This window comes from Aliiroseovarius lamellibrachiae (assembly GCF_018599245.1).
GTDB lineage: Bacteria > Pseudomonadota > Alphaproteobacteria > Rhodobacterales > Rhodobacteraceae > Aliiroseovarius > Aliiroseovarius lamellibrachiae.
The window spans coordinates 1-20681 of the sequence record NZ_JAHEVJ010000011.1; the positions used below are offsets into that span (position 1 = coordinate 1).

Sequence of the window (20681 nt, forward strand, 5' to 3'; positions counted from 1 at the left end):
AGCCGAGGTCTATATCCTGACCAAAGACGAAGGTGGCCGTCACACGCCGTTCTTCGCGAACTACCGTCCACAGTTCTACTTCCGGACCACCGATGTGACCGGGACTGTTGAACTGCCAGAAGGGACTGAAATGGTTATGCCAGGCGACAACCTGAAGTTCGGTGTTGAACTGATCGCCCCGATCGCCATGGAAGATGGCCTGCGCTTCGCGATCCGCGAAGGCGGCCGTACCGTTGGTTCCGGCGTTGTGTCGAAAATCATCGAGTAATTGCGACAGCAATTCTTGAACGAGAAGGGGCTGCCAATCGGCGGCCCCTTTTGCGTTCAAGTTACGAGATGATTTGAGGCGCACAATCAAACATGTGTCGAAAATTATCGAGTAATTACGGGGCGGCTTCGCGCAAGCGAAACGCACCGAAGACTAAACTGGGCGACAGGTGAATTGGCAAAGCCAAATCACCGAGAGCCTTGCGATAAAGACTAAAGAAGGGCGTCCATCAGGGCGCCCTTTTTGCTGTTTTGGTCACTTGTGGCGCACGCATAAGTTGCTAGTGTGCTGACATATTTATGCTTGCCCTATCTGGATTCCGATTTTGAAATTCCTCATTTCCGTCGTTATATTGTCCGCGCTTTGCATCCTGTTTGCGTTGATCTTCCCCGCATGGTCAGACCTTTTACTGCTCGCGCTTCCCAGCTTTCTTGCAAGCCTTCTTCTTTTGTGGGACCAGCGGCGGGGTCAGGGGACACACAGGGGGATTCTCGGGGGCGCGCTGCGGGATAGACGCAGGGGAAAACGCGACGGCCCGCGGGGGCGGGCCATCGTGGATGGGTCCAACATTATGCATTGGCGCGATGGCGAGCCCAGCTTTGACCCTTTGCACGATGTCATTCACCGCCTCAAAGCCCTCGGTTTTGCGCCGGGGGTCATGTTTGACGCAAACGCGGGGTATCTCCTTGCGGGCCGGTATCTTGACGATAGCAGCATGGCCAAGCGACTGAAGATGCGCGAGGACGCGGTGGTTGTCGTGGCAAAAGGCAGCCCCGCTGACCCGGTCATTTTGACAGCGGCACGGGAACTTGGGGCGATTGTCATTTCAAATGACCGGTATCGCGATTGGGCGGAGGCGTTTCCCGAGGTCAAAACGCCGGGAACTTTGGTGCGCGGTGGTTATCGTTCTGGCCAGCTGTGGTTGGAATGTGAACCGGAGAAAGCTGAGGACGTGCAGGGATTAGGGAAGCGATAGGTTTTCAAGCCGACACTTTTTTCCCCTCAAACGCCCCATCCCCATAAATCCCTCTTGAACCCACCCGCGCCATCGCGTATTCCGGCGCGCAGTAGGGGTATAGCTCAGTTGGTAGAGCGACGGTCTCCAAAACCGTAGGTCCCGGGTTCGAACCCTGGTGCCCCTGCCATTTTCAAAAAATCTCGGTTGTTCGCTGCGTGTAGGTGCGGTGTGATTTTGCTGTTCACGCTTGTGTCGCTGATCCTGCTGATCAGCGTTGTGACCCTGATCCAGTCACTGGTGATTGCCAATAGCCGCGCCAAGACCCGGTTGAAAAACGGCTGACCGTGCAGCCTCAAATCGACTTTTCCTAAATCCCTGTGCCTAAATCCGTGTGCCCAATCCGCCGCACGCGAGCTGATGCGCCCGCAAATCGCCGCGGCGATGCTTGCCTTTGACACCCCCAAAAGTGCCGCCTTTTGGGACACACCCCATCTGGTGGTGTTTGAGGGGGTGGACGTGGAGGTTCTGGTCACTGTGGTCGATAGAAACGCAAGTGGGCAGCCGGTGAGGGTGGGAATATTCACCCATTAGAACACTCCTACGCTTCACTCACACCCAAGTTAGCGCATTTTTTTACGCCGCGAGCCTCCACATGCAATTATTTTACTCCGCAAAACCTATGGATTTAATTGATCTATCGAAAGACCTTCCAGCTCATACACAATAGGTCGTTCAATGTCTTTGCGGAACGGAAAAAGCTTTAACTTCTGAGCGCCTAGTGTGTGTAACTCATTGAGGATTGGCTCAAGCCTCGATAGAAAATCTCTACTGAATTCGGGCTGTTGAAATCCTGGGAAATATACTGTTTCAGCCGACATCTGGATTTGGAACGGATCATCTGACGCATTAAACCCAAAAGATGGAAACACCGTTTCCGCAGGGGAACACAGATAAATCGGTTTTTGTTCGGTACCTAATTGGCAAACCAAACCAGCGTCCTCAAAAACATTAACGACAGCTTGCGGGTCAATTTCCGTTCCCTTTTCAAACACAATATACAATTGAGCATGAGGTGTTGCACACGCACTAACAGCAACCAAACCAGAAAATATCATTAACCTTCTTAGCATATTATCTTCCTTCACTTACTGCAGCGCATTAAGCACGCTCCCAATTCTATGCAAATCCCAAGGTGTTGAAACCCCACCATATACCGGGTTTTGGCGACCCATTGCACGCGGCAATCCCGGTGAACTTACCTGAGCTGCCGTTAGAGCATCCCCCCTTACATACGTGTTTATAATATCACGAGGCTCAAAAACCTTCCCAGCGGTACGAGCCTTTGTAACGATTGATACTCCAGCTGCATTGTAAGTTTTGGCTTCCCGGTGAGATCCAGCAACATAACGCGAATTAGCTGCGGTAGCCGCCAACCCTCCTCCAAGAGAGTGCCCTGTAAAAGACAAGTCAGCCCCAGCCGCAGCGACGGCCATAGACGTTGCACCCGCAAGTTGGGCTGCTTGAGTATATTGTTTTGAGGCCCCGAGAATCTGCGAAACATCATTAATAACATCCGCAGAATTTTGAGTGCCTGCAAATGCTAAAGTGTACTCTCCTGTCTTAGTATTGATGTAGAGTCTGGATTGGAACCCAGTCTTTTGATCAACAAATGTTTCGTCAGCCAGCCCAAGCTTCTCAATCTCCGCATCTGTTGCGCGGCGGATATTAGTTTTCTTAGCTAGTCGGGTTGTCTCGTCATCTTCATAGACATCACTAGAGACCTCCGCCCCATCTTTCACAGTAATATTCCCACTCGGGTCCATTTTATTCACAGGATCATTCGCTGAATAGGAGTACCTGTTTGTCCCGACGCCCGGCATTGTGACCTCAAACCAATCGGGCCCAATGAACATGGCGAGTTTGGGGTCGTAATAGCGCGCGCCCTAGAATTGCAGCCCGCTGTCATCATCAACCCACCCGCGCCATCGCGTATTCCGGCGCGCAGTAGGGGTATAGCTCAGTTGGTAGAGCGACGGTCTCCAAAACCGTAGGTCCCGGGTTCGAACCCTGGTGCCCCTGCCATTTTCAAAAAAGCTCGGTTGTTCGCTGCGTGTAGGTGCGGTGTGATTTTGCTGTTCACGCTTGTGTCGCTGATCCTGCTGATCAGCGTGGTGACCCTGATTGGGTCACTGGTGATTGCCAATAGCCGCGCCAAGACCCGGTTGAAAAACGGCTGACCGCGCAGCCTCAAATCGACTTTTCCTAAATCCCTGTGCCTAAATCCGTGTGCCCAATCCGCCGCACGCGAGCTGATGCGCCCGCAAATCGCCGCGGCGATGCTTGCCTTTGACACCCCCAAAAGTGCCGCCTTTTGGGACACACCCCATCTGGTGGTGTTTGAGGGGGTGGACGTGGAGGTCGTGGTGACCGTCGTGGAGAGGGGCGCGAGTGGGCAGCCGGTTCGGGTCGGGTGGAACCAATGACCGAGTTTATCTGGCCCGCTGATACGCTTCGCCAAGCAATATTAGTCGCCTTCAGGCAGAGTATCCCGTTCCACCTGGAAGGCATGAGTGGGCTTAGAACTAAGAAGCCTACTTTGGCTATTCTGTATAGCTTGCGAAATAGTCTCATTCTTGCAGCCGTAGATATCAGCATACGCCATTGCAGTGACGCGATCCGTGGCGTTGAATTCTATAGACCTTCCTGCTTCTGTTTCATAATAAGGGTGGACAAAAGGCTTATCTACAATTGTTTTCGTTAACACAACGTCTGTGATAGGTGCTGAAAGGGGTTGTCGAGGGTCCAAATCACCAAGCAAATACACTCCTGTCTCAGTTGATGGTCTGATCCGCGCAGTAAGCTCAAGACCGGTTTTGCTGTTTGTCAAAGAGACACCCGAATAAAGACCTTTCTCTGCCCCAATACAAAACGGAATTTGCTGTGGGTTTTTAATTGTAATCCGATAGACCATGCCCGGAATTTTGTTCGGAAGAGGACCCTCGATTTCGAGTGAAATACTTTTAAAGGACAGGGCTTTGACTTGTCTCGGCTTAGTCTCCACAGTGGTGTTACATGCTGCGAGACCTGCACCAATAGAAAGACTAATGACTACGATTTTCATGACTAGTGCTCCTAACAAAATCCCATCGCGCAAGTAACGCGATCATTAAAATTAGATATTCCGAGTTGGTTGGCCAAGTCGATTCCGGGCCACCTGTAGCCTAATACCTTTTTGCCATACACCCGCACATTTGGCCCCAGTGTAAGTTGCGAATTACTTTTTAGCCCTAATTGGTCAGTGCGATCGAACGCTGCGTGCCCAGTTTCGTGTACCAACGTTCTAGTTCTGTTAGCTTGGGTTCGCGGTTTCCCATCGTGTTCGAAATAGCCATCGTGAATATTAATGGCATTGGTATTGCGACCAGCAGTTGCCGTGGTGCCAGGTTCACCTGGGGATCGATTAACATGCAGACTGCTAGCTTCCCCCAGCGCACCAATTGCATCAAGTCCTGCCCTGGCATCAGCTTGAGTTTGCCGAACCATATCTATTGTAACATTTTCTACTGACACCCCATTCGCTTGCGCAATGTTTTTCATATTGGGTATATTATATCCCCAAATTTTCTTACCTGAGGCAAGACGGTCGATAGCGACTTGTAGGCGGTCTATTAATCGCCCAAGTTGTTTTCTAGCCGCCTTAAAGTCCTCCTGGACAGTTTCTAGTTCTTTCTCACTCCAATCATCCTCGTCTTTGTAAACTTCATTCCCACTCGGATCCATTTGGTTCACCGGATCATTAAACGAATAGGAATACCTGTTTGTCCCCACCCCCGGTTGGGTCACTTCAAACCAATCGGGCCCAATGAACATGGCGAGTTTGGGGTCGTAATAGCGCGCGCCCTAGAATTGCAGCCCGCTGTCATCATCAACCCACCCGCGCCATCGCGTATTCCGGCGCGCAGTAGGGTATAGCTCAGTTGGTAGAGCGACGGTCTCCAAAACCGTAGGTCCCGGGTTCGAACCCTGGTGCCCCTGCCATTTTCAAAAAAGCTCGGTTGTTCGCTGTGTGTAGGCGCGGTGTGATTTTGCTGTTCACGCTTGTGTCGCTGATCCTGCTGATCAGCGTTGTGACCCTGATCCAGTCACTGGTGATTGCCAATAGCCGCGCCAAGACCCGGTTGAAAAACGGCTGACCGTGCAGCCTCAAATCGACTTTTCCTAAATCCCTGTGCCTAAATCCGTGTGCCCAATCCGCCGCACGCGAGCTGATGCGCCCGCAAATCGCCGCGGCGATGCTTGCCTTTGACACCCCCAAAAGTGCCGCGTTTTGGGACACACCCCATCTGGTGGTGATTGAGGGGGTGGACGTGGAGGTTCTGGTCACTGTGGCCGAGAGAAACGCATGTGGCCAGCCGGTGAGCGTGGGGGTGGGAGCACTCGACCTAAGATGATTACATCTCAAAGTATTCTTTCAAACGTGTCCACCGTTACACTTAAGAAATTTCGAGAGGTTATTTGGCTCACTCAAATCCATTCGACGGGATAAAATCATGATCATCAAATTAGTCAATTGAAGTCCAGATTATCTCGAAACTGTCTTTGTCGACATTAAAGGTTTCGCTATAGATATAGGCAGATTTTTCTCTCTCATGTCTAGCCACTTCAAAAGTCACCGTGTAGTAGTCCTGACAAAGTGACATATTTAAATCTGGCCAGCTTTCATCTGACGCATATCGCGCTGGTCGTTCATATCCACGCTCTTGTAAATCCCGTTTTACAATTTCGGTAAGCTTCATTGTTGTCTCTGCAGACAAGATTCCATCACAAAGGATGATTTCATGATCAGTCGCGCAGGATACAAGAAAAGTAAATGCGACCATAAGCGATGGTAAAACATGGTAACTCTTAATACCCATCAGTTCCAAATCCCCAAATCTTGTGTTTTCCAGTGACGACCAGACCGCCAGTCACCCCATAACTATTTCTCCATGCCGGAGCGGCAACTCCCACATCTGTCTGGCTTGGAATTCCACTTACAAATCGGCCATCGCGAAATGCCACGCCGGGAGAGTTTGGATGTGTGTGAAAGGGAAATCGTATTTTTCCCTCAGAGCCTGCTGGAGGCGGAGGTAGATGAGTACTTCCCGGCTGTGCGTTGCGATCAACATAGGCATGGTACGTAAAGGTTCCTGTAGTCTTGTCCATCACAAACCACCCCGATACTTCTGCGCGATTTTTTCTGTGTGGAGACTGGTAATTTGACCGAATTAACTCGTCCCACATATCACTTTTTACACCCGGTGTATTCAGCAATCGAGCCAACTCCGGATTGCCATTAATGTACGAAGGGTTTGCGAATGTGAGCATCTTGTCGATCACCGAAGAGAATGACGTCGTTTTCCTTTCTCCATTCCTGTGCTCCCTCCAAGCTCGCTCTTTACTATCGTCATCATTAATTGAGTCCACCTTCACAAGGTTCGTGTCACCGTAACCTATTTGTTTTCCGTCATCATTATAAACATTCCCTTTTGAACCCATGGTATCATTCCCCCCCCAACCCATGGTATCATTCCCCCCCCCGGGTCCATTTTATTCACAGGATCATTCGCTGAATAGGAGTACCTGTTTGTCCCGACGCCCGGCATTGTGACCTCAAACCAATCGGGCCCAATGAACATGGCGAGTTTGGGGTCGTAATAGCGCGCGCCCTAGAATTGCAGCCCGCTATCGTCATCAAACCGCTCGCCCATCGCCGCGACAGGGGGGCCTTACACTCGCCGAGAGCGGGATAAAGCCTTTGGTTTCCGGCGTGTGGTCGGGTTTGCGGACATACTAGATCTCTTCACCGAAGGGTTTGTAAAGCGAATGCTTCTCAGCCGCACCTGCGCCATTGGTGATAGCGCGCACCGATCCCAGCTGGTTGGTGTGCAGATATGACACCTTCTCAACCAGCGCCTCAGACGCTGTATCCGCGCCGGTGATTGTGTTGGTCAGGCGCACCGAGGGGCAGGTCGGGGATGATTTCAGTGGTTCAGATGCGATTAGAAGCCCCCGCATGCACAGGTGGGCTTGAAAATCCCGCCCGCTTTGCGTATCTCCCCGTTTGACCCCGTTAGGCAGAGAGAAAACATGACCAATCCGCTTCAATTCATCCAGCAGGTGCGTGCTGAGGTTTCCAAGGTCGCATGGCCAACCCGCCGCGAAGTGCTGTTGACCACGGCGATGGTCTTTGTGCTCGCCTCGCTGACCGCATTGTTCTTTTCCCTGGTGGATCTGGGCATTCGCAGTGGTTTGGGCGCTGTTTTGGGCATGTTTGGCTAAGCCAGACGGTCGGGGAAATCCCCCCGTAAAATATCGAATTGCCCGCACACTCCCCCTTGAAATCTCACCGTTTCAGGAGTAGTTCGGGCGCTGTAATTGGGATGGGCGTGCGGCGAATCAGTGGCACGCCGATTTTTTATTCCCGAAAGCTGCCGGCCAGATATGCGGATGCATGATGGCGACCCGACCGAAAAGGCGACCCGAACGAAAGTTTGTGGATGTTTGCGGACGGCGGCGGTGATCTGAACTCTGGGGGCGACAGGCTCCCGAACGAAACTGAGAAGAGGCTGACATGGCGAAGCGCTGGTATTCGGTAAGTGTGCTGTCGAATTTCGAAAAGAAGATTGCGGAACAGATCCGGACCGAAGTGGTCGAAAAAGGTCTGGAAGAGCAGATCGAAGAAGTTCTGGTGCCCACCGAAGAAGTGATCGAAGTGCGTCGTGGCAAGAAGGTCACGTCCGAACGTCGCTTTATGCCGGGCTATGTGCTGGTGCATATGGAAATGTCGGACGAAGGGTATCACCTGATCAACTCGATCAACCGCGTCACCGGCTTTCTGGGCCCGCAAGGTCGCCCAATGCCAATGCGTGATGCCGAAGTGCAAAGCCTGTTGGGCCGCGTCGAAGAAGGTGCCGAGGCGCCGCGCACCCTGATCAGCTTTGAAATCGGTGAAAAGGTCAATGTGACCGACGGACCGTTCGAAGGCTTTGACGGATCGGTCGAAGAAGTTGACGAAGAAAACAGCCGCTTGAAAGTGACTGTTTCGATCTTTGGCCGGGCCACCCCGGTTGAACTGGAATACACACAGGTTGCGAAACAAGCCTGATGTGGTGTCGCCCATTCGGGCGGGCGTGGGAGGGGCAGGGATCGCGATCCCCAAACCAGACCACGACAATGAAAGGCTGCGGGACGCGTCCCAAGGCTGTTGTTAAAGGAGAAGCCAAATGGCTAAGAAACTAGCTGGCACAATGAAACTGCAGGTTCCTGCAGGTCAAGCCAACCCATCCCCACCCGTCGGCCCCGCACTGGGTCAGCGCGGCATCAACATCATGGAATTCTGTAAAGCGTTTAACGCGAAAACACAGGAACTCGAAGCAGGCGCGCCTTGCCCGACCGTGATCACCTATTACCAGGACAAGTCGTTCACCATGGACATCAAGACGCCCCCTGCGTCTTATTTCCTGATCAAGGCCGCTGGCCTGAAATCTGGTGCCAAACTGCCAGGTCGTGAGACCGTGGGTTCGGTGACTGCCGCTCAGGTGAAAGAAATCGCCGAAGCGAAAATGAAAGATCTGAACGCGAACGACATCGACGCCGCAATGCAGATCATCCTGGGCTCCGCCCGCTCTATGGGCATCGAGGTGAAGTAAGATGGCGAAACTTGGAAAACGCACCGCTGCCGCACGCGAAGCTTTCGCTGGCAAAGAAAACCTGACCGTTGAAGATGCTGTTGCACTGGTTAAGGCCAGCGCCGTTGCGAAATTCGACGAGACCATCGAAATCGCATTGAGCCTCGGCGTTGACACACGTCACGCAGACCAAATGGTTCGCGGCGTGATCGGCCTGCCAAACGGCACCGGCAAATCCATGCGCGTTGCTGTGTTCGCACGCGACGCAAAAGCGGAAGAAGCCAAAGCTGCTGGTGCAGATATCGTTGGTGCAGAAGACCTGATGGAAGCCATCCTGGGCGGCGCAATCGATTTCGATCGTTGCATTGCAACCCCTGACATGATGCCCGTTGTTGGTCGTCTGGGTAAAGTTCTGGGCCCACGCAACCTGATGCCAAACCCAAAAGTTGGCACTGTGACCATGGACGTGAAAGCGGCCGTTGAAGCAGCCAAAGGCGGCGAAGTTCAGTTCAAAGCTGAAAAAGGCGGCGTTGTACATGCTGGTCTTGGCAAAGCGTCTTTTGACGAAGCCAAGCTGGTTGAAAACATCCGTGCCTTTGTTGGTGCCGTTCAGAAAGCCCGGCCAACTGGTGCAAAAGGTGCGTATATGAAAAAGATCGCGCTGAGCTCGACCATGGGTCCAGGCGTGACTGTCAACATCGACAACGCAACCGGCAACTAAGTCAAGCAGTGTTAAGATTTAAGGGCGTCCTTCCGGGCGCCCTTTTTTTGTGCCACGCAGGCAGGTCAGGACTTTTTGGTGACCAGCAACCGGGCGGATTTCGGGGTGAACTCCTCATCCAATGCCTGTACGTCCCCATAGGCCTGAAGCTCGGCCATGGTGCGTTCATATGTCCGTTTGCGGATGTCTAGGATGATCTGGCCGCCTGGTTTCACGGCATCACGGAAGAAGGCGGCATATGTGCTCCAGGGATAGTGGAACCCACAGGAAATGAAGCTTACGGCCATATCCTGATCTTTCACCTTTTCCACGGAGCCCTTGAGCGGGTTAATCGTCGCTATATTGTTTTTGGCAACGCCATTGTCGGTCAGAAACCTTTTGGCAACATCAAGGTTGGAGTAGGCTGAGCCACTTTCCTCAAAGCCGAAATGACGTTCTTCCGAGGTTTCCAAGTCGATCAACGTCAGTTTGCATTTGAAATCCTGTGCAAGGAACAGGTCAAAGATTGCATAGCCACATCCGATATCCGTCACGGCTTTTGGAGAGGAGGTCTCAAGCACCGGCTGGAGTTCCTGATATTCGAGGTGAATGAAGGCAATCGCACGTCGAATAAGCGTTTCGGCTCCCATTTTCTCGATGACTTCAAGAAGGGGGGCGTCCTTCCCTTTTGACCATTGCTTGACAAGTTGATGCCGCTTTGGGTGGTCCATGATGATTTCGGACCGTTGGAGGATCAGGTTCAGCACGTCTGTTTCTGAGAAAGCTGAGATGTTCAGGGAAGAGACGGTGTCTGTGTCTGCAACCTGTACTGCGTTGTCGAAAGAAATCATCGTACCTGCCTGTTTTGTGTGTTCGCTTGGAAAACCTGTGTGAACATCATATGTGAATATAGTGGTAAACGGTGGGTCGTCCCGTCAATAGCTGAGTGTTGATATGATGGGGGCGAGGGCGATCCAATCAAATGTCAGGTCGACCAGGGTGACGGGCGGTTTGAGAATGTCTCTATTTGTGCTATGCTCGGCGAAAGCTGTCAATCCGCATATGTCGAGCGGATTGCATTATTGGGGTTGGAAAACCACCCCAGATCGCCTACTGACATCCTTGCAACCCAGCGTGCGATTCGTCGTGCGCTGTTTTGCGTTTCGTCCGAGACGGTGGGTGATCCCAGTGCGACGGTTCTGACAACACAGGATCGACAAGCGTTTATGGGTCATAATTCCTGCCTGAGATGGGAAATGAACAAACGAATTCCTGAGGCCTGGCGCTTTCAGGGGCGATTTGCGAAGGACCCGTAAGGACCCGATTGCTGGGTTTTCTCTTGAAAATCCAGTGAAGTATGAGCCGGAGGGGAAACCCTCCAAACTTGGAGTGAAACTGTGGATAGAGCACAAAAAGAAAAATTGGTCGACGAACTCGGCCAGATCTTTGACAGCTCTGGCGTTGTAGTGGTTGCCCACTACGCGGGTATGACAGTTGCTGAAATGCAGGACCTGCGCGCGCAAATGCGCGAAGCTGGCGGGTCGGTGCGTGTTGCCAAGAACAGGCTTGCCAAAATCGCTCTGGAAGGAAAGCCGGCCGCTTCTATCGCCGACCTTCTTTCAGGCATGACCGTACTTGCTTATTCCGAAGATCCTGTGGCTGCGGCCAAGGTGATGAATGCATATGCTAAGACCAACGACAAGTTGGAAATTCTTGGCGGTGCAATGGGTGAGACGGCGCTGGATCTTGCTGGTGTTAAAGCTGTTGCTGCTATGCCGTCGCGTGATGAGCTTATTGCTTCGATCGTGTCGTGTATTGGCGCTCCTGCTTCGAACATCGCTGGGGCCATTGGCGCACCTGCTTCGAACATCGCATCCATTCTCTCGACCATCGAAGAGAAAGCTGCGTAAGCAAACTGAAATCCCCGCGTGGAGCATTCGCTTACACGTTGGAACACAACTGAATAGAACGGGAACAGTATAATGGCTGATCTGAAAGCACTTGCCGAAAGCATCGTGGGTCTGACCCTGCTGGAAGCACAAGAACTGAAAACCATCCTCAAAGACGAGTATGGCATTGAGCCCGCCGCTGGCGGCGCTGTAATGATGGCTGGCCCTGCTGATGGCGGCGCAGCTGAAGAAGAAAAAACCGAGTTTGACGTTGTTCTGAAGAACGCCGGCGCCTCGAAAATCAACGTGATCAAAGAAGTTCGCGGCATCACCGGTCTTGGCTTGAAAGAAGCTAAAGAGCTGGTTGAAGCTGGCGGCAAAATCAAAGAAGGCGTTGATAAAGCAGAAGCAGAAGACGTTAAAGGCAAGCTGGAAGCAGCTGGCGCCGAAGTCGAAATCGCTTAAGCTTTGCGCTTTTGGGCCTTGCGCCCAAGTAAATACTGGCTGGGCCCGGAGAAATCCGGGTCCAGCCGAACCTGTCTTGGAGAGGGCCTGATCAGATCGGGTGTTTTCCTGGGAAAGGTTCGGACGGGAGGAGGCCTTTGGGACGGTCTCCACGAATTTGTCCACCCCCTATCTCGGACGAGGCGTTGCCGGGGACCCGACGGTCGGCGCCGCAGTAGAGAATTTGAAAGGTAGTTACCGAATGGCGCAGACCTATCTTGGCCAAAAACGCTTGCGTAAATACTACGGTAAAATCCGTGAAGTATTGGAGATGCCGAACCTGATTGAGGTTCAGAAAGCATCTTACGATCTTTTCCTTAAATCCGGCGACCAGCTTCAGCCGATGGACGGTGAAGGCATCAACGCCGTCTTCCAATCGGTTTTCCCGATCAAGGATTTTAACGAAACAGCTATTCTTGAGTTCGTGAAATACGAACTGGAAACGCCGAAATTCGACGTAGAAGAATGCCAACAGCGCGACCTGACATATTCAGCGCCGCTGAAGGTGACCCTGCGTTTGATCGTGTTTGATATCGACGAAGATACAGGTGCGAAGTCTGTTAAAGACATCAAAGAACAAGACGTGTTCATGGGCGATATGCCTTTGATGACACCGAACGGCACATTTGTCGTGAACGGTACCGAGCGTGTGATTGTATCCCAGATGCACCGCTCGCCGGGCGTATTCTTTGACCATGACAAAGGCAAAACCCATTCGTCGGGTAAGCTTTTGTTCGCCTGCCGCATTATCCCTTATCGCGGCTCGTGGCTGGACTTTGAATTTGACGCCAAAGACATCGTTTTTGCGCGCATTGACCGCCGTCGTAAACTGCCTGTGACCACCCTGCTTTATGCGCTGGGTCTGGACCAGGAAGGCATCATGGATGCCTATTATGACACCGTTCAGTTCAAGCTGAAGAAGAACAAAGGTTGGGTTACCAAGTTCTTCCCAGAGCGTGTTGCCGGCACCCGTCCGACACAAGATCTGATCGACGCCAAAACAGGCGAAGTCATTGCCGAAGCTGGCAAGAAAATCACACCGCGCGCCGTGAAAAAGCTGATGGAATCTGGCGAAGTGGCCAATCTGTTGGTGCCGTTTGACAGCATCGTTGGTCGCTTTGTGGCCAAGGACATCATCAACGAAGACAATGGTGCGATTTATGTCGAAGCCGGCGACGAGCTGACGCTTGAGTATGACAAAGACGGTGAGCTGATCGGTGGATCGCTGAAAGAACTGATGGATGCCGGTATCACCGACATTCCTGTTCTGGACATCGACAACGTCAATGTCGGGCCTTACATCCGTAACACCATGGCCGCCGATAAGAACATGGGCCGTGAAACCGCGCTGATGGACATTTACCGCGTGATGCGTCCGGGTGAACCGCCCACGGTTGAAGCGGCGTCAAACCTGTTTGACACCTTGTTCTTCGATAGCGAGCGGTATGACCTCTCGGCTGTTGGTCGTGTGAAAATGAACATGCGTCTGTCGCTTGATGCGGAAGACACCCAGCGGACCCTGCGTCGTGAAGACATCATCGCCTGTATCAAGGCGCTGGTTGATCTGCGTGATGGGCGTGGCGGCATCGACGACATCGACCACCTCGGCAACCGTCGTGTGCGCTCGGTCGGTGAGTTGATGGAAAACCAATATCGTGTTGGTCTTCTGCGTATGGAACGTGCGATCAAGGAACGTATGTCGTCGGTCGAAATTGACACCGTCATGCCACAAGACCTGATCAACGCGAAACCTGCCGCGGCGGCTGTGCGTGAATTCTTCGGCTCTTCGCAGCTGTCGCAATTTATGGACCAAACCAACCCGCTGTCAGAAGTGACCCACAAACGCCGTCTTTCGGCGCTTGGGCCTGGCGGTCTGACCCGCGAACGTGCTGGTTTTGAGGTGCGCGATGTTCACGCAACCCACTATGGCCGTATGTGTCCGATTGAAACACCGGAAGGGCCAAATATTGGTCTGATCAACTCGCTGGCGACCTTTGCCCGCGTGAACAAATACGGCTTTATCGAAACACCTTATCGTAAGGTTCTGGACGGCAAGGTGACCGATGAGGTCAACTATATGTCCGCCACAGAAGAGATGCGTCACACCGTGGCTCAGGCCAACGCGCATCTTGATGAAGATGGCCGGTTTGAAAACGATCTGGTGAACACCCGTCAATCGGGCGAATACACCATGGCACAGCGCGAAAGCGTTGACCTGATCGACGTGTCGCCGAAACAGTTGGTTTCGGTCGCGGCCTCGCTTATTCCGTTCCTTGAAAATGACGATGCGAACCGGGCCTTGATGGGGTCGAACATGCAACGTCAGGCGGTTCCACTTTTGCGCGCCGAGGCGCCTTATGTGGGCACGGGGATGGAGGGCAAAGTTGCCATCGATTCCGGCGCTGCTATTCAGGCGAAACGCGGTGGGATTATCGACCAGGTGGATGCCACCCGGATCGTTATTCGCGCCACGGAAGACCTGGAACTGGGCGACGCGGGCGTTGATATCTATCGTCTGCGAAAATTCCAGCGCTCGAACCAAAACACCTGTATCAACCAACGTCCGTTGGTGAAAGTGGGTCAGAAGGTTTCGAAAAACGAAGTGGTTGCTGATGGTCCATCGACGGACATGGGCGAACTGGCCTTGGGTAAAAACGTGATCGTCGCGTTTATGCCTTGGAACGGCTACAACTACGAAGACTCGATCTTGATCTCAGAGCGTATTTCGCGCGATGACGTGTTCACCTCGGTGCACATCGAGGAATTCGAAGTCGCGGCCCGTGATACCAAGCTTGGGCCAGAAGAAATCACACGCGACATTCCGAACGTCGGTGAAGAAGCGCTGCGCAACCTCGATGAGGCGGGTATCGTTTACATCGGTGCGGACGTGGAACCGGGTGACATTCTGGTGGGTAAAATCACACCAAAAGGCGAAAGCCCGATGACACCAGAAGAAAAGCTTCTGCGCGCCATCTTTGGGGAAAAAGCATCAGACGTTCGTGACACCTCGCTTCGTGTGAAACCGGGTGACTTCGGCACCGTTGTAGAAGTACGCGTCTTTAACCGCCACGGTGTGGAAAAAGACGAACGTGCCCTGCAAATCGAGCGTGAAGAGGTCGAAAGCCTTGCGCGTGACCGTGATGACGAGCTCAATATCCTTGAGCGCAACATCTACGCCCGTCTGAAGTCGATGATCCTTGGCAAAGTGGCTGTGAAAGGCCCGAAAGGCGTCAAATCTGGGTCCACCATCACCGAAGATCTGCTCGAGACCCTCTCGCGCGGTCAATGGTGGCAGCTGGCCCTTGAGGACGAAGACGACGCCAAGATCGTAGAAGCATTGAACGAACAGTTCGACCTGCAGAAACGCGCGCTTGAGCATCGCTTTGAAGACAAAGTTGAAAAAGTCCGTCGCGGCGATGACCTGCCACCGGGTGTGATGAAGATGGTAAAAGTCTTTATCGCGGTGAAGCGTAAGCTTCAGCCAGGTGATAAAATGGCCGGTCGTCACGGGAACAAAGGTGTTATTTCCAAGGTTGTCCCTATGGAAGACATGCCGTTCTTGGCCGATGGGACCCCGGTTGACTTCTGTCTGAACCCACTTGGTGTTCCGTCACGTATGAACGTTGGTCAGATCCTTGAAACCCACATGGGTTGGGCCGCTCGCGGTCTGGGTATCAATGTTGATGAAGCCTTGGGTGAATATCGTCGTTCCGGCGATCTGACCCCGGTTCGCGAAGCCATGCGCATCGCTTATGGCGACGATGTCTATGAAGAAGGCATCGTGGGCATGGAGGAAGACGAGCTGGTGGATGCGGCGGGCAATGTGACCCGCGGTGTGCCGATTGCAACGCCCGTCTTTGACGGCGCGAAAGAGGCAGATATCAACGATGCGCTGACCCGCGCGGGCTTTGATACCTCGGCACAGTCGGTTCTGTTTGACGGTCGTACCGGTGAACAGTTTGCCCGCGAAGTGACGGTTGGTGTGAAATACCTGCTGAAACTGCACCACCTTGTGGACGACAAAATCCACGCGCGTTCAACTGGACCATACTCCTTGGTTACTCAGCAGCCGCTGGGTGGTAAGGCACAGTTCGGTGGCCAGCGCTTTGGTGAGATGGAGGTTTGGGCCCTTGAAGCATATGGCGCGGCTTACACGCTGCAAGAGATGCTGACGGTGAAATCGGATGACGTTGCTGGCCGGACGAAAGTCTATGAAAGCATCGTCAAAGGCGAGGACAACTATGAGGCTGGCGTGCCAGAATCGTTCAACGTTCTTGTGAAAGAAGTCCGTGGCCTCGGCCTCAATATGGAACTCCTGGATGCGGAGGGCGAGGATTAAGGCCCCGCGCCTTAATCCTCCCACCCTTCCCCTGATTATAAGGAACGCAAAATGAACCAGGAACTGTCAACCAACCCGTTCAACCCGTTGACCCCACCAAAAGTCTTTGACGAGATTAAGGTGTCGCTGGCCAGCCCTGAACGGATTCTGTCTTGGTCTTATGGTGAGATCAAAAAGCCAGAAACCATCAACTATCGTACGTTCAAACCCGAACGCGACGGTCTGTTCTGTGCCCGTATCTTTGGCCCGATCAAAGATTACGAATGCCTGTGCGGTAAATATAAGCGCATGAAATATCGCGGCGTTGTCTGCGAGAAATGTGGTGTTGAAGTTACCCTTCAAAAAGTACGTCGTGAACGTATGGGCCACATTGAACTGGCCGCACCTGTTGCGCACATCTGGTTCCTCAAGTCGTTGCCATCGCGCATCGGCCTGATGCTGGATATGACCCTGCGCGATCTGGAACGCATTCTGTACTTTGAAAACTATGTTGTGATCGAACCGGGTCTGACCGACCTGCAATACGGTCAGCTGATGGTTGAAGAAGAGTATATGGACGCGCAAGACACCTACGGCATGGACGCGTTTACCGCGAACATCGGTGCCGAAGCGATCCGTGAAATGCTCAGCCAGATTGATCTGGAAGCAGAAGCCGAACAGCTGCGTGCTGATCTGGCCGAAGCCACCGGTGAATTGAAGCCGAAAAAGATCATCAAACGTCTGAAGATCGTTGAATCATTCCTTGAATCGGGCAACCGTCCTGAGTGGATGATCATGACCGTTGTGCCTGTGATCCCACCAGAGCTGCGCCCGCTGGTGCCGCTGGATGGCGGTCGTTTCGCGACCTCGGACCTCAACGATCTGTATCGTCGGGTGATCAACCGGAACAACCGTCTGAAGCGTCTGATCGAACTGCGTGCGCCTGATATTATCGTGCGAAACGAAAAGCGGATGCTGCAGGAATCTGTGGATGCGCTGTTTGACAACGGCCGTCGTGGTCGCGTGATCACCGGTGCCAATAAGCGTCCGTTGAAATCGCTCTCGGACATGCTGAAGGGTAAGCAAGGTCGCTTCCGTCAAAACCTTTTGGGCAAACGCGTCGACTTTTCCGGTCGTTCGGTCATTGTGACCGGTCCGGAACTGAAGCTGCACCAATGTGGTTTGCCGAAAAAGATGGCCTTGGAACTGTTCAAGCCGTTCATCTATTCGCGTCTTGAGGCCAAAGGTCTGTCTTCCACCGTGAAGCAAGCCAAAAAACTGGTCGAAAAAGAGCGTCCCGAAGTGTGGGATATTCTGGACGAAGTGATCCGCGAACACCCGGTCATGCTGAACCGTGCGCCCACCTTGCACCGTCTTGGCATTCAGGCGTTTGAACCGGTTCTGATCGAAGGGAAAGCCATCCAGCTTCACCCGCTCGTCTGTTCCGCGTTTAACGCTGACTTTGATGGTGACCAAATGGCGGTTCACGTGCCCCTCTCGCTGGAAGCCCAGCTGGAAGCACGCGTTCTGATGATGTCGACCAACAACGTGCTGTCGCCCGCCAACGGCGCGCCGATCATCGTTCCGTCACAGGATATGATCTTGGGCCTTTATTACATCACCATGGAGCGTGATGGCATGAAGGGCGAAGGCATGGTCTTTAGCGACGTGGACGAAGTTCAGCACGCTTTGGACGCTGGCGAAGTGCATCTGCACGCCAAGGTGAAAGCCCGCTTGCCGCAGGTTGATGCCGACGGCAACACCGTTATGGTGCGCTTTGACACCACACCGGGCCGCATCCGTCTTGGCGCGCTCTTGCCGCACAACAATAAGGCACCGTTTGAACTGGTGAACCGTCTTCTGCGGAAGAAGGAAGTGCAGCAGGTCATCGATACCGTCTACCGTTATTGCGGTCAGAAGGAATCGGTTATCTTCTGTGACCAGATCATGTCGCTGGGCTTCAAAGAAGCGTTCCGCGCCGGTATTTCCTTTGGCAAAGACGACATGGTGATCCCTGAAAACAAATGGACGCTGGTGGATGACACCCGCGATCAGGTGAAGGGATTTGAACAGCAGTACATGGATGGTCTGATCACCTTGGGCGAGAAGTACAACAAAGTTGTTGATGCTTGGTCAAAGTGTAACGACAAGGTCACCGACGCGATGATGGGGTCGATCTCGGCCCTGAAACGCGACGAGAATGGCGCCGAAATGGAACCGAACTCGGTTTACATGATGGCCCACTCTGGGGCGCGTGGTTCGGTTACTCAGATGAAACAGCTGGGCGGGATGCGGGGTCTGATGGCCAAGCCGTCGGGTGAAATTATCGAAACACCGATCATCTCGAACTTTAAAGAAGGTCTGACCGTGCTTGAGTACTTCAACTCGACCCACGGTGCCCGTAAGGGTCTGTCAGATACAGCGCTTAAAACGGCGAACTCGGGCTATCTGACCCGTCGTCTGGTGGACGTTGCACAAGATTGCATCGTACGCGAGATCGACTGTGGCACAGAGAATGCGATCACTGTTGAAGCGGCTGTAAACGACGGCGAGATTGTTTCTTCGCTGGGCGAGCGTCTCTTGGGGCGTGTGGCTGCTGATGACATCATCAAGCCGGGCACCGACGAAGTGATGGTTGCCAAAGGTGAACTGATTGACGAGCGTAAAGCGGACACGATTGAGGACAGCGGTATCGCCGCCGTTCGCATCCGCAGCCCGCTGACCTGTGAAGCCGAAGAAGGCGTTTGCGCCAATTGTTACGGCCGTGACCTTGCGCGTGGTACACGCGTGAACACGGGCGAAGCGGTTGGGATTATCGCAGCACAGTCCATTGGTGAACCTGGCACACAGCTGACGATGCGGAACTTCCACATCGGCGGTGTTGCTCAGGGTGGCCAACAGTCGTTCCAAGAAGCGAACCAAGAAGGCAAAATCGAATATCGCAACGCAAATGTTCTGGAAAATCGTGACGGCGAAACCGTCGTGATGGGCCGGAACATGGTGCTGGCGATTGTCGATGAAAACGGTGAAGAGCGTGCCTCGTTCAAACTGGGCTATGGCTCGAAACTGTTTGTCAAAGACGGTGCTGATGTGGCCCGCGGCGACAAGCTGTTTGAATGGGATCCTTACACGCTTCCGATGATTGCTGAGAAAGACGGTCAAGCCAAATTCCTTGACCTGACAACCGGTATTTCGGTGAAAGACGAGACCGATGATGCGACAGGTATGACGCAGAAAATCGTGATCGACTGGCGCGCGGCCCCCAAAGGCAACGAGCTGAAGCCGGAGATCATCATCGTTGATAAAGATGGCGAACCCGTTCGCAATGATGCGGGCAACCCTGTTGCCTACACCATGTCAGTGGACGCCATTCTGTCGATCGAAGAAGGCCAGGACATCAAAGCGGGGGACATCGTTGCACGTATCCCGCGCGAAGGTTCAAAGACAAAAGACATCACCGGTGGTCTGCCGCGTGTTGCTGAACTCTTTGAAGCACGTCGTCCGAAAGATCACGCGATCATCGCGGAAATCGACGGTTACGTGCGCTTTGGCCGCGACTATAAAAACAAACGTCGCATCTCGATCGAGCCTGCTGAAGAGGGTCTTGAGACCGTCGAATACATGGTGCCCAAGGGGAAACACATTCCGGTTGCGGAAGGTGACTTCATCCAGAAGGGCGAATATCTGATGGACGGTAACCCCGCGCCGCACGATATTCTGGCTGTTATGGGTGTCGAAGCCCTTGCCAACTATATGATCGACGAAGTTCAGGACGTGTATCGTCTGCAGGGCGTTAAGATCAACGACAAGCACATCGAAGTGATCGTTCGCCAGATGCTGCAAAAGTGGGAGATTTCGGACTCCGGTGAGACCACATTGCTCAAAGGCGAACATGTGGACAAAGCCGAGTTTGATGCCGCCAACTTGAAAGCGTCGAACGAAGGGCGCCGTCTGGCCTCCGGTGCGCCGATCCTTCTGGGGATCACCAAAGCATCGCTGCAGACACGTTCGTTCATCTCGGCCGCGTCGTTCCAGGAAACCACACGCGTTCTGACCGAAGCTTCGGTACAGGGCAAACGTGACAAACTGGTTGGTCTGAAAGAGAACGTGATTGTGGGTCGCTTGATCCCAGCCGGCACCGGTGGGGCAACCCATGACGTGCGTCAGGTTGCACAAGCCCGCGATGCTGAAGTGATCGAAGAAGCCCGCGCCGAAGCCGCCGCTGCTGCATTGCTGGTCGCGCCGGTTCCCGAAGCAAACTCGGTCTTTGGCGATGACAAAGCGGATGATCTGGGTCTGGTCGACACCCCAGAGATGAGCGGTGACGAGCAGCCGTAAGGCGCTTTACCCGAACACAAAATAGAAAAGCCCCGC

General features: G+C 53.3%; 20 protein-coding genes, 3 tRNA genes and 3 pseudogenes. 16 read left to right on the plus strand and 10 right to left on the minus strand.

Annotated elements, in window-relative coordinates; all coding sequences use genetic code 11:
• The 4 genes from KKW20_RS16025 to KKW20_RS16040 all read left to right on the plus strand — a co-directional run.
• Positions 1 to 268, plus strand: a 268-nt coding sequence (locus tag KKW20_RS16025; RefSeq protein ID WP_484771491.1) for an EF-Tu C-terminal domain-related protein, incomplete at its 5' end; no start/stop codon positions are given.
• 553 nt (positions 269 to 821) lie between these two features.
• Positions 822 to 1244 carry an NYN domain-containing protein gene (locus tag KKW20_RS16600; protein WP_343207605.1) on the plus strand — a complete coding sequence of 141 codons (423 nt, stop codon included), beginning with the start codon at positions 822 to 824 and terminating at the stop codon, positions 1242 to 1244.
• Between the two features lie 93 nt (positions 1245 to 1337).
• Positions 1338 to 1413: transfer RNA gene (locus tag KKW20_RS16035), tRNA-Trp, on the plus strand.
• Positions 1414 to 1643: 230 nt separating this feature from the next.
• A complete protein-coding gene (locus KKW20_RS16040) occupies positions 1644 to 1817 on the plus strand; it encodes a hypothetical protein (RefSeq protein ID WP_214568928.1) in 174 nt (57 codons plus the stop codon).
• A gap of 86 nt (positions 1818 to 1903) precedes the next feature.
• On the opposite strand, the gene KKW20_RS16045 is transcribed toward KKW20_RS16040, so the two are convergent.
• The 3 genes and pseudogenes from KKW20_RS16045 to KKW20_RS16725 all read right to left on the minus strand — a co-directional run.
• Positions 1904 to 2371 carry a hypothetical protein gene (locus KKW20_RS16045; RefSeq protein WP_214568929.1) on the minus strand — a complete coding sequence of 156 codons (468 nt, stop codon included), beginning with the start codon at positions 2369 to 2371 and terminating at the stop codon, positions 1904 to 1906.
• Positions 2372 to 3049 (minus strand): Tle-like phospholipase domain-containing protein, encoded by a 678-nt coding sequence (locus tag KKW20_RS16050; RefSeq protein ID WP_484771493.1) that lies wholly within the window; start codon positions 3047 to 3049, stop codon positions 2372 to 2374.
• Positions 3047 to 3157 (minus strand): annotated as a pseudogene (locus KKW20_RS16725) (RHS repeat-associated core domain-containing protein); the annotation flags it as partial. The gene KKW20_RS16050 and the pseudogene KKW20_RS16725, both read right to left, overlap by 3 nt.
• A 75-nt stretch (positions 3158 to 3232) precedes the next feature.
• Here KKW20_RS16725 and KKW20_RS16055 point away from each other — a divergent pair.
• Together KKW20_RS16055 and KKW20_RS16060 are read left to right on the plus strand one after the other, a co-directional pair.
• Positions 3233 to 3308 (plus strand) — tRNA-Trp (locus KKW20_RS16055).
• A 230-nt stretch (positions 3309 to 3538) separates the two neighbouring features.
• The gene (locus tag KKW20_RS16060; protein WP_214568931.1) at positions 3539 to 3709 is read left to right on the plus strand and encodes a hypothetical protein; all 171 of its coding nucleotides are present in this window, start codon (positions 3539 to 3541) and stop codon (positions 3707 to 3709) included.
• Between the two features lie 41 nt (positions 3710 to 3750).
• On the opposite strand, the gene KKW20_RS16065 is transcribed toward KKW20_RS16060, so the two are convergent.
• Both KKW20_RS16065 and KKW20_RS16070 read right to left on the minus strand, forming a co-directional pair.
• Positions 3751 to 4347 carry a hypothetical protein gene (locus KKW20_RS16065; protein ID WP_214568932.1) on the minus strand — a complete coding sequence of 199 codons (597 nt, stop codon included), beginning with the start codon at positions 4345 to 4347 and terminating at the stop codon, positions 3751 to 3753.
• A gap of 11 nt (positions 4348 to 4358) precedes the next feature.
• Positions 4359 to 5114, minus strand: a pseudogene (locus KKW20_RS16070) (RHS repeat-associated core domain-containing protein); the annotation flags it as partial.
• A 75-nt stretch (positions 5115 to 5189) separates the two neighbouring features.
• Here KKW20_RS16070 and KKW20_RS16075 point away from each other — a divergent pair.
• Together KKW20_RS16075 and KKW20_RS16080 are read left to right on the plus strand one after the other, a co-directional pair.
• Positions 5190 to 5264: transfer RNA gene (locus KKW20_RS16075), tRNA-Trp, on the plus strand.
• A gap of 230 nt (positions 5265 to 5494) precedes the next feature.
• On the plus strand, positions 5495 to 5677 hold the full coding sequence (locus KKW20_RS16080; RefSeq protein ID WP_214568934.1) for a hypothetical protein: 183 nt from the start codon (positions 5495 to 5497) through the stop codon (positions 5675 to 5677).
• A 111-nt stretch (positions 5678 to 5788) separates the two neighbouring features.
• Here the strand turns inward: KKW20_RS16080 and KKW20_RS16085 are convergent, their stop codons facing one another.
• The 4 genes and pseudogenes from KKW20_RS16085 to KKW20_RS16100 all read right to left on the minus strand — a co-directional run bounded on the left by KKW20_RS16085 (position 5789) and on the right by KKW20_RS16100 (position 7283).
• Complete coding sequence (locus tag KKW20_RS16085; RefSeq protein WP_214568935.1) at positions 5789 to 6142, minus strand: hypothetical protein; 354 nt, start codon at positions 6140 to 6142, stop codon at positions 5789 to 5791.
• On the minus strand, positions 6132 to 6764 hold the full coding sequence (locus tag KKW20_RS16090; protein WP_214568936.1) for a hypothetical protein: 633 nt from the start codon (positions 6762 to 6764) through the stop codon (positions 6132 to 6134). Before KKW20_RS16090 ends, KKW20_RS16085 begins: the two co-directional genes overlap by 11 nt.
• Positions 6719 to 6922, minus strand: a pseudogene (locus KKW20_RS16715) (hypothetical protein); the annotation flags it as partial. The pseudogene KKW20_RS16715 and the gene KKW20_RS16090, both read right to left, overlap by 46 nt.
• A gap of 136 nt (positions 6923 to 7058) precedes the next feature.
• Positions 7059 to 7283: a hypothetical protein gene (locus KKW20_RS16100; protein ID WP_214568938.1), complete on the minus strand. Its 225-nt coding sequence runs from the start codon at positions 7281 to 7283 to the stop codon at positions 7059 to 7061.
• 72 nt (positions 7284 to 7355) lie between these two features.
• On the opposite strand from KKW20_RS16100, the gene secE reads away from it, so the two are divergent.
• The 4 genes from secE (at position 7356) to rplA (ending at position 9617) form a co-directional block, all read left to right on the plus strand.
• Entirely contained in the window at positions 7356 to 7547 is a 192-nt protein-coding gene (gene secE / locus KKW20_RS16105; protein WP_214568939.1) for a preprotein translocase subunit SecE, read from the plus strand.
• A gap of 292 nt (positions 7548 to 7839) precedes the next feature.
• Positions 7840 to 8373 carry a transcription termination/antitermination protein NusG gene (gene nusG, locus KKW20_RS16110; protein WP_214568940.1) on the plus strand — a complete coding sequence of 178 codons (534 nt, stop codon included), beginning with the start codon at positions 7840 to 7842 and terminating at the stop codon, positions 8371 to 8373.
• A 118-nt stretch (positions 8374 to 8491) separates the two neighbouring features.
• Complete coding sequence (gene rplK, locus KKW20_RS16115; RefSeq protein ID WP_214568941.1) at positions 8492 to 8917, plus strand: 50S ribosomal protein L11; 426 nt, start codon at positions 8492 to 8494, stop codon at positions 8915 to 8917.
• A gap of 1 nt (position 8918) precedes the next feature.
• Entirely contained in the window at positions 8919 to 9617 is a 699-nt protein-coding gene (gene rplA / locus KKW20_RS16120) for a 50S ribosomal protein L1 (protein WP_214568942.1), read from the plus strand.
• Positions 9618 to 9682: 65 nt separating this feature from the next.
• Here the strand turns inward: rplA and KKW20_RS16125 are convergent, their stop codons facing one another.
• Entirely contained in the window at positions 9683 to 10447 is a 765-nt protein-coding gene (locus tag KKW20_RS16125; RefSeq protein WP_214568943.1) for a class I SAM-dependent methyltransferase, read from the minus strand.
• Positions 10448 to 10993: 546 nt separating this feature from the next.
• Here KKW20_RS16125 and rplJ point away from each other — a divergent pair.
• The 4 genes from rplJ (at position 10994) to rpoC (ending at position 20645) form a co-directional block, all read left to right on the plus strand.
• Entirely contained in the window at positions 10994 to 11506 is a 513-nt protein-coding gene (gene rplJ / locus KKW20_RS16130; protein WP_214568944.1) for a 50S ribosomal protein L10, read from the plus strand.
• 72 nt (positions 11507 to 11578) lie between these two features.
• Positions 11579 to 11950, plus strand: a complete 372-nt coding sequence (gene rplL / locus KKW20_RS16135) for a 50S ribosomal protein L7/L12 (protein WP_214568945.1) — start codon at positions 11579 to 11581, stop codon at positions 11948 to 11950.
• 241 nt (positions 11951 to 12191) lie between these two features.
• Positions 12192 to 16328 (plus strand): DNA-directed RNA polymerase subunit beta, encoded by a 4137-nt coding sequence (gene rpoB, locus KKW20_RS16140; protein ID WP_214568946.1) that lies wholly within the window; start codon positions 12192 to 12194, stop codon positions 16326 to 16328.
• 51 nt (positions 16329 to 16379) lie between these two features.
• The gene (rpoC, locus tag KKW20_RS16145) at positions 16380 to 20645 is read left to right on the plus strand and encodes a DNA-directed RNA polymerase subunit beta' (RefSeq protein WP_214568947.1); all 4266 of its coding nucleotides are present in this window, start codon (positions 16380 to 16382) and stop codon (positions 20643 to 20645) included.
• Positions 20646 to 20681: the final 36 nt, after the last annotated feature.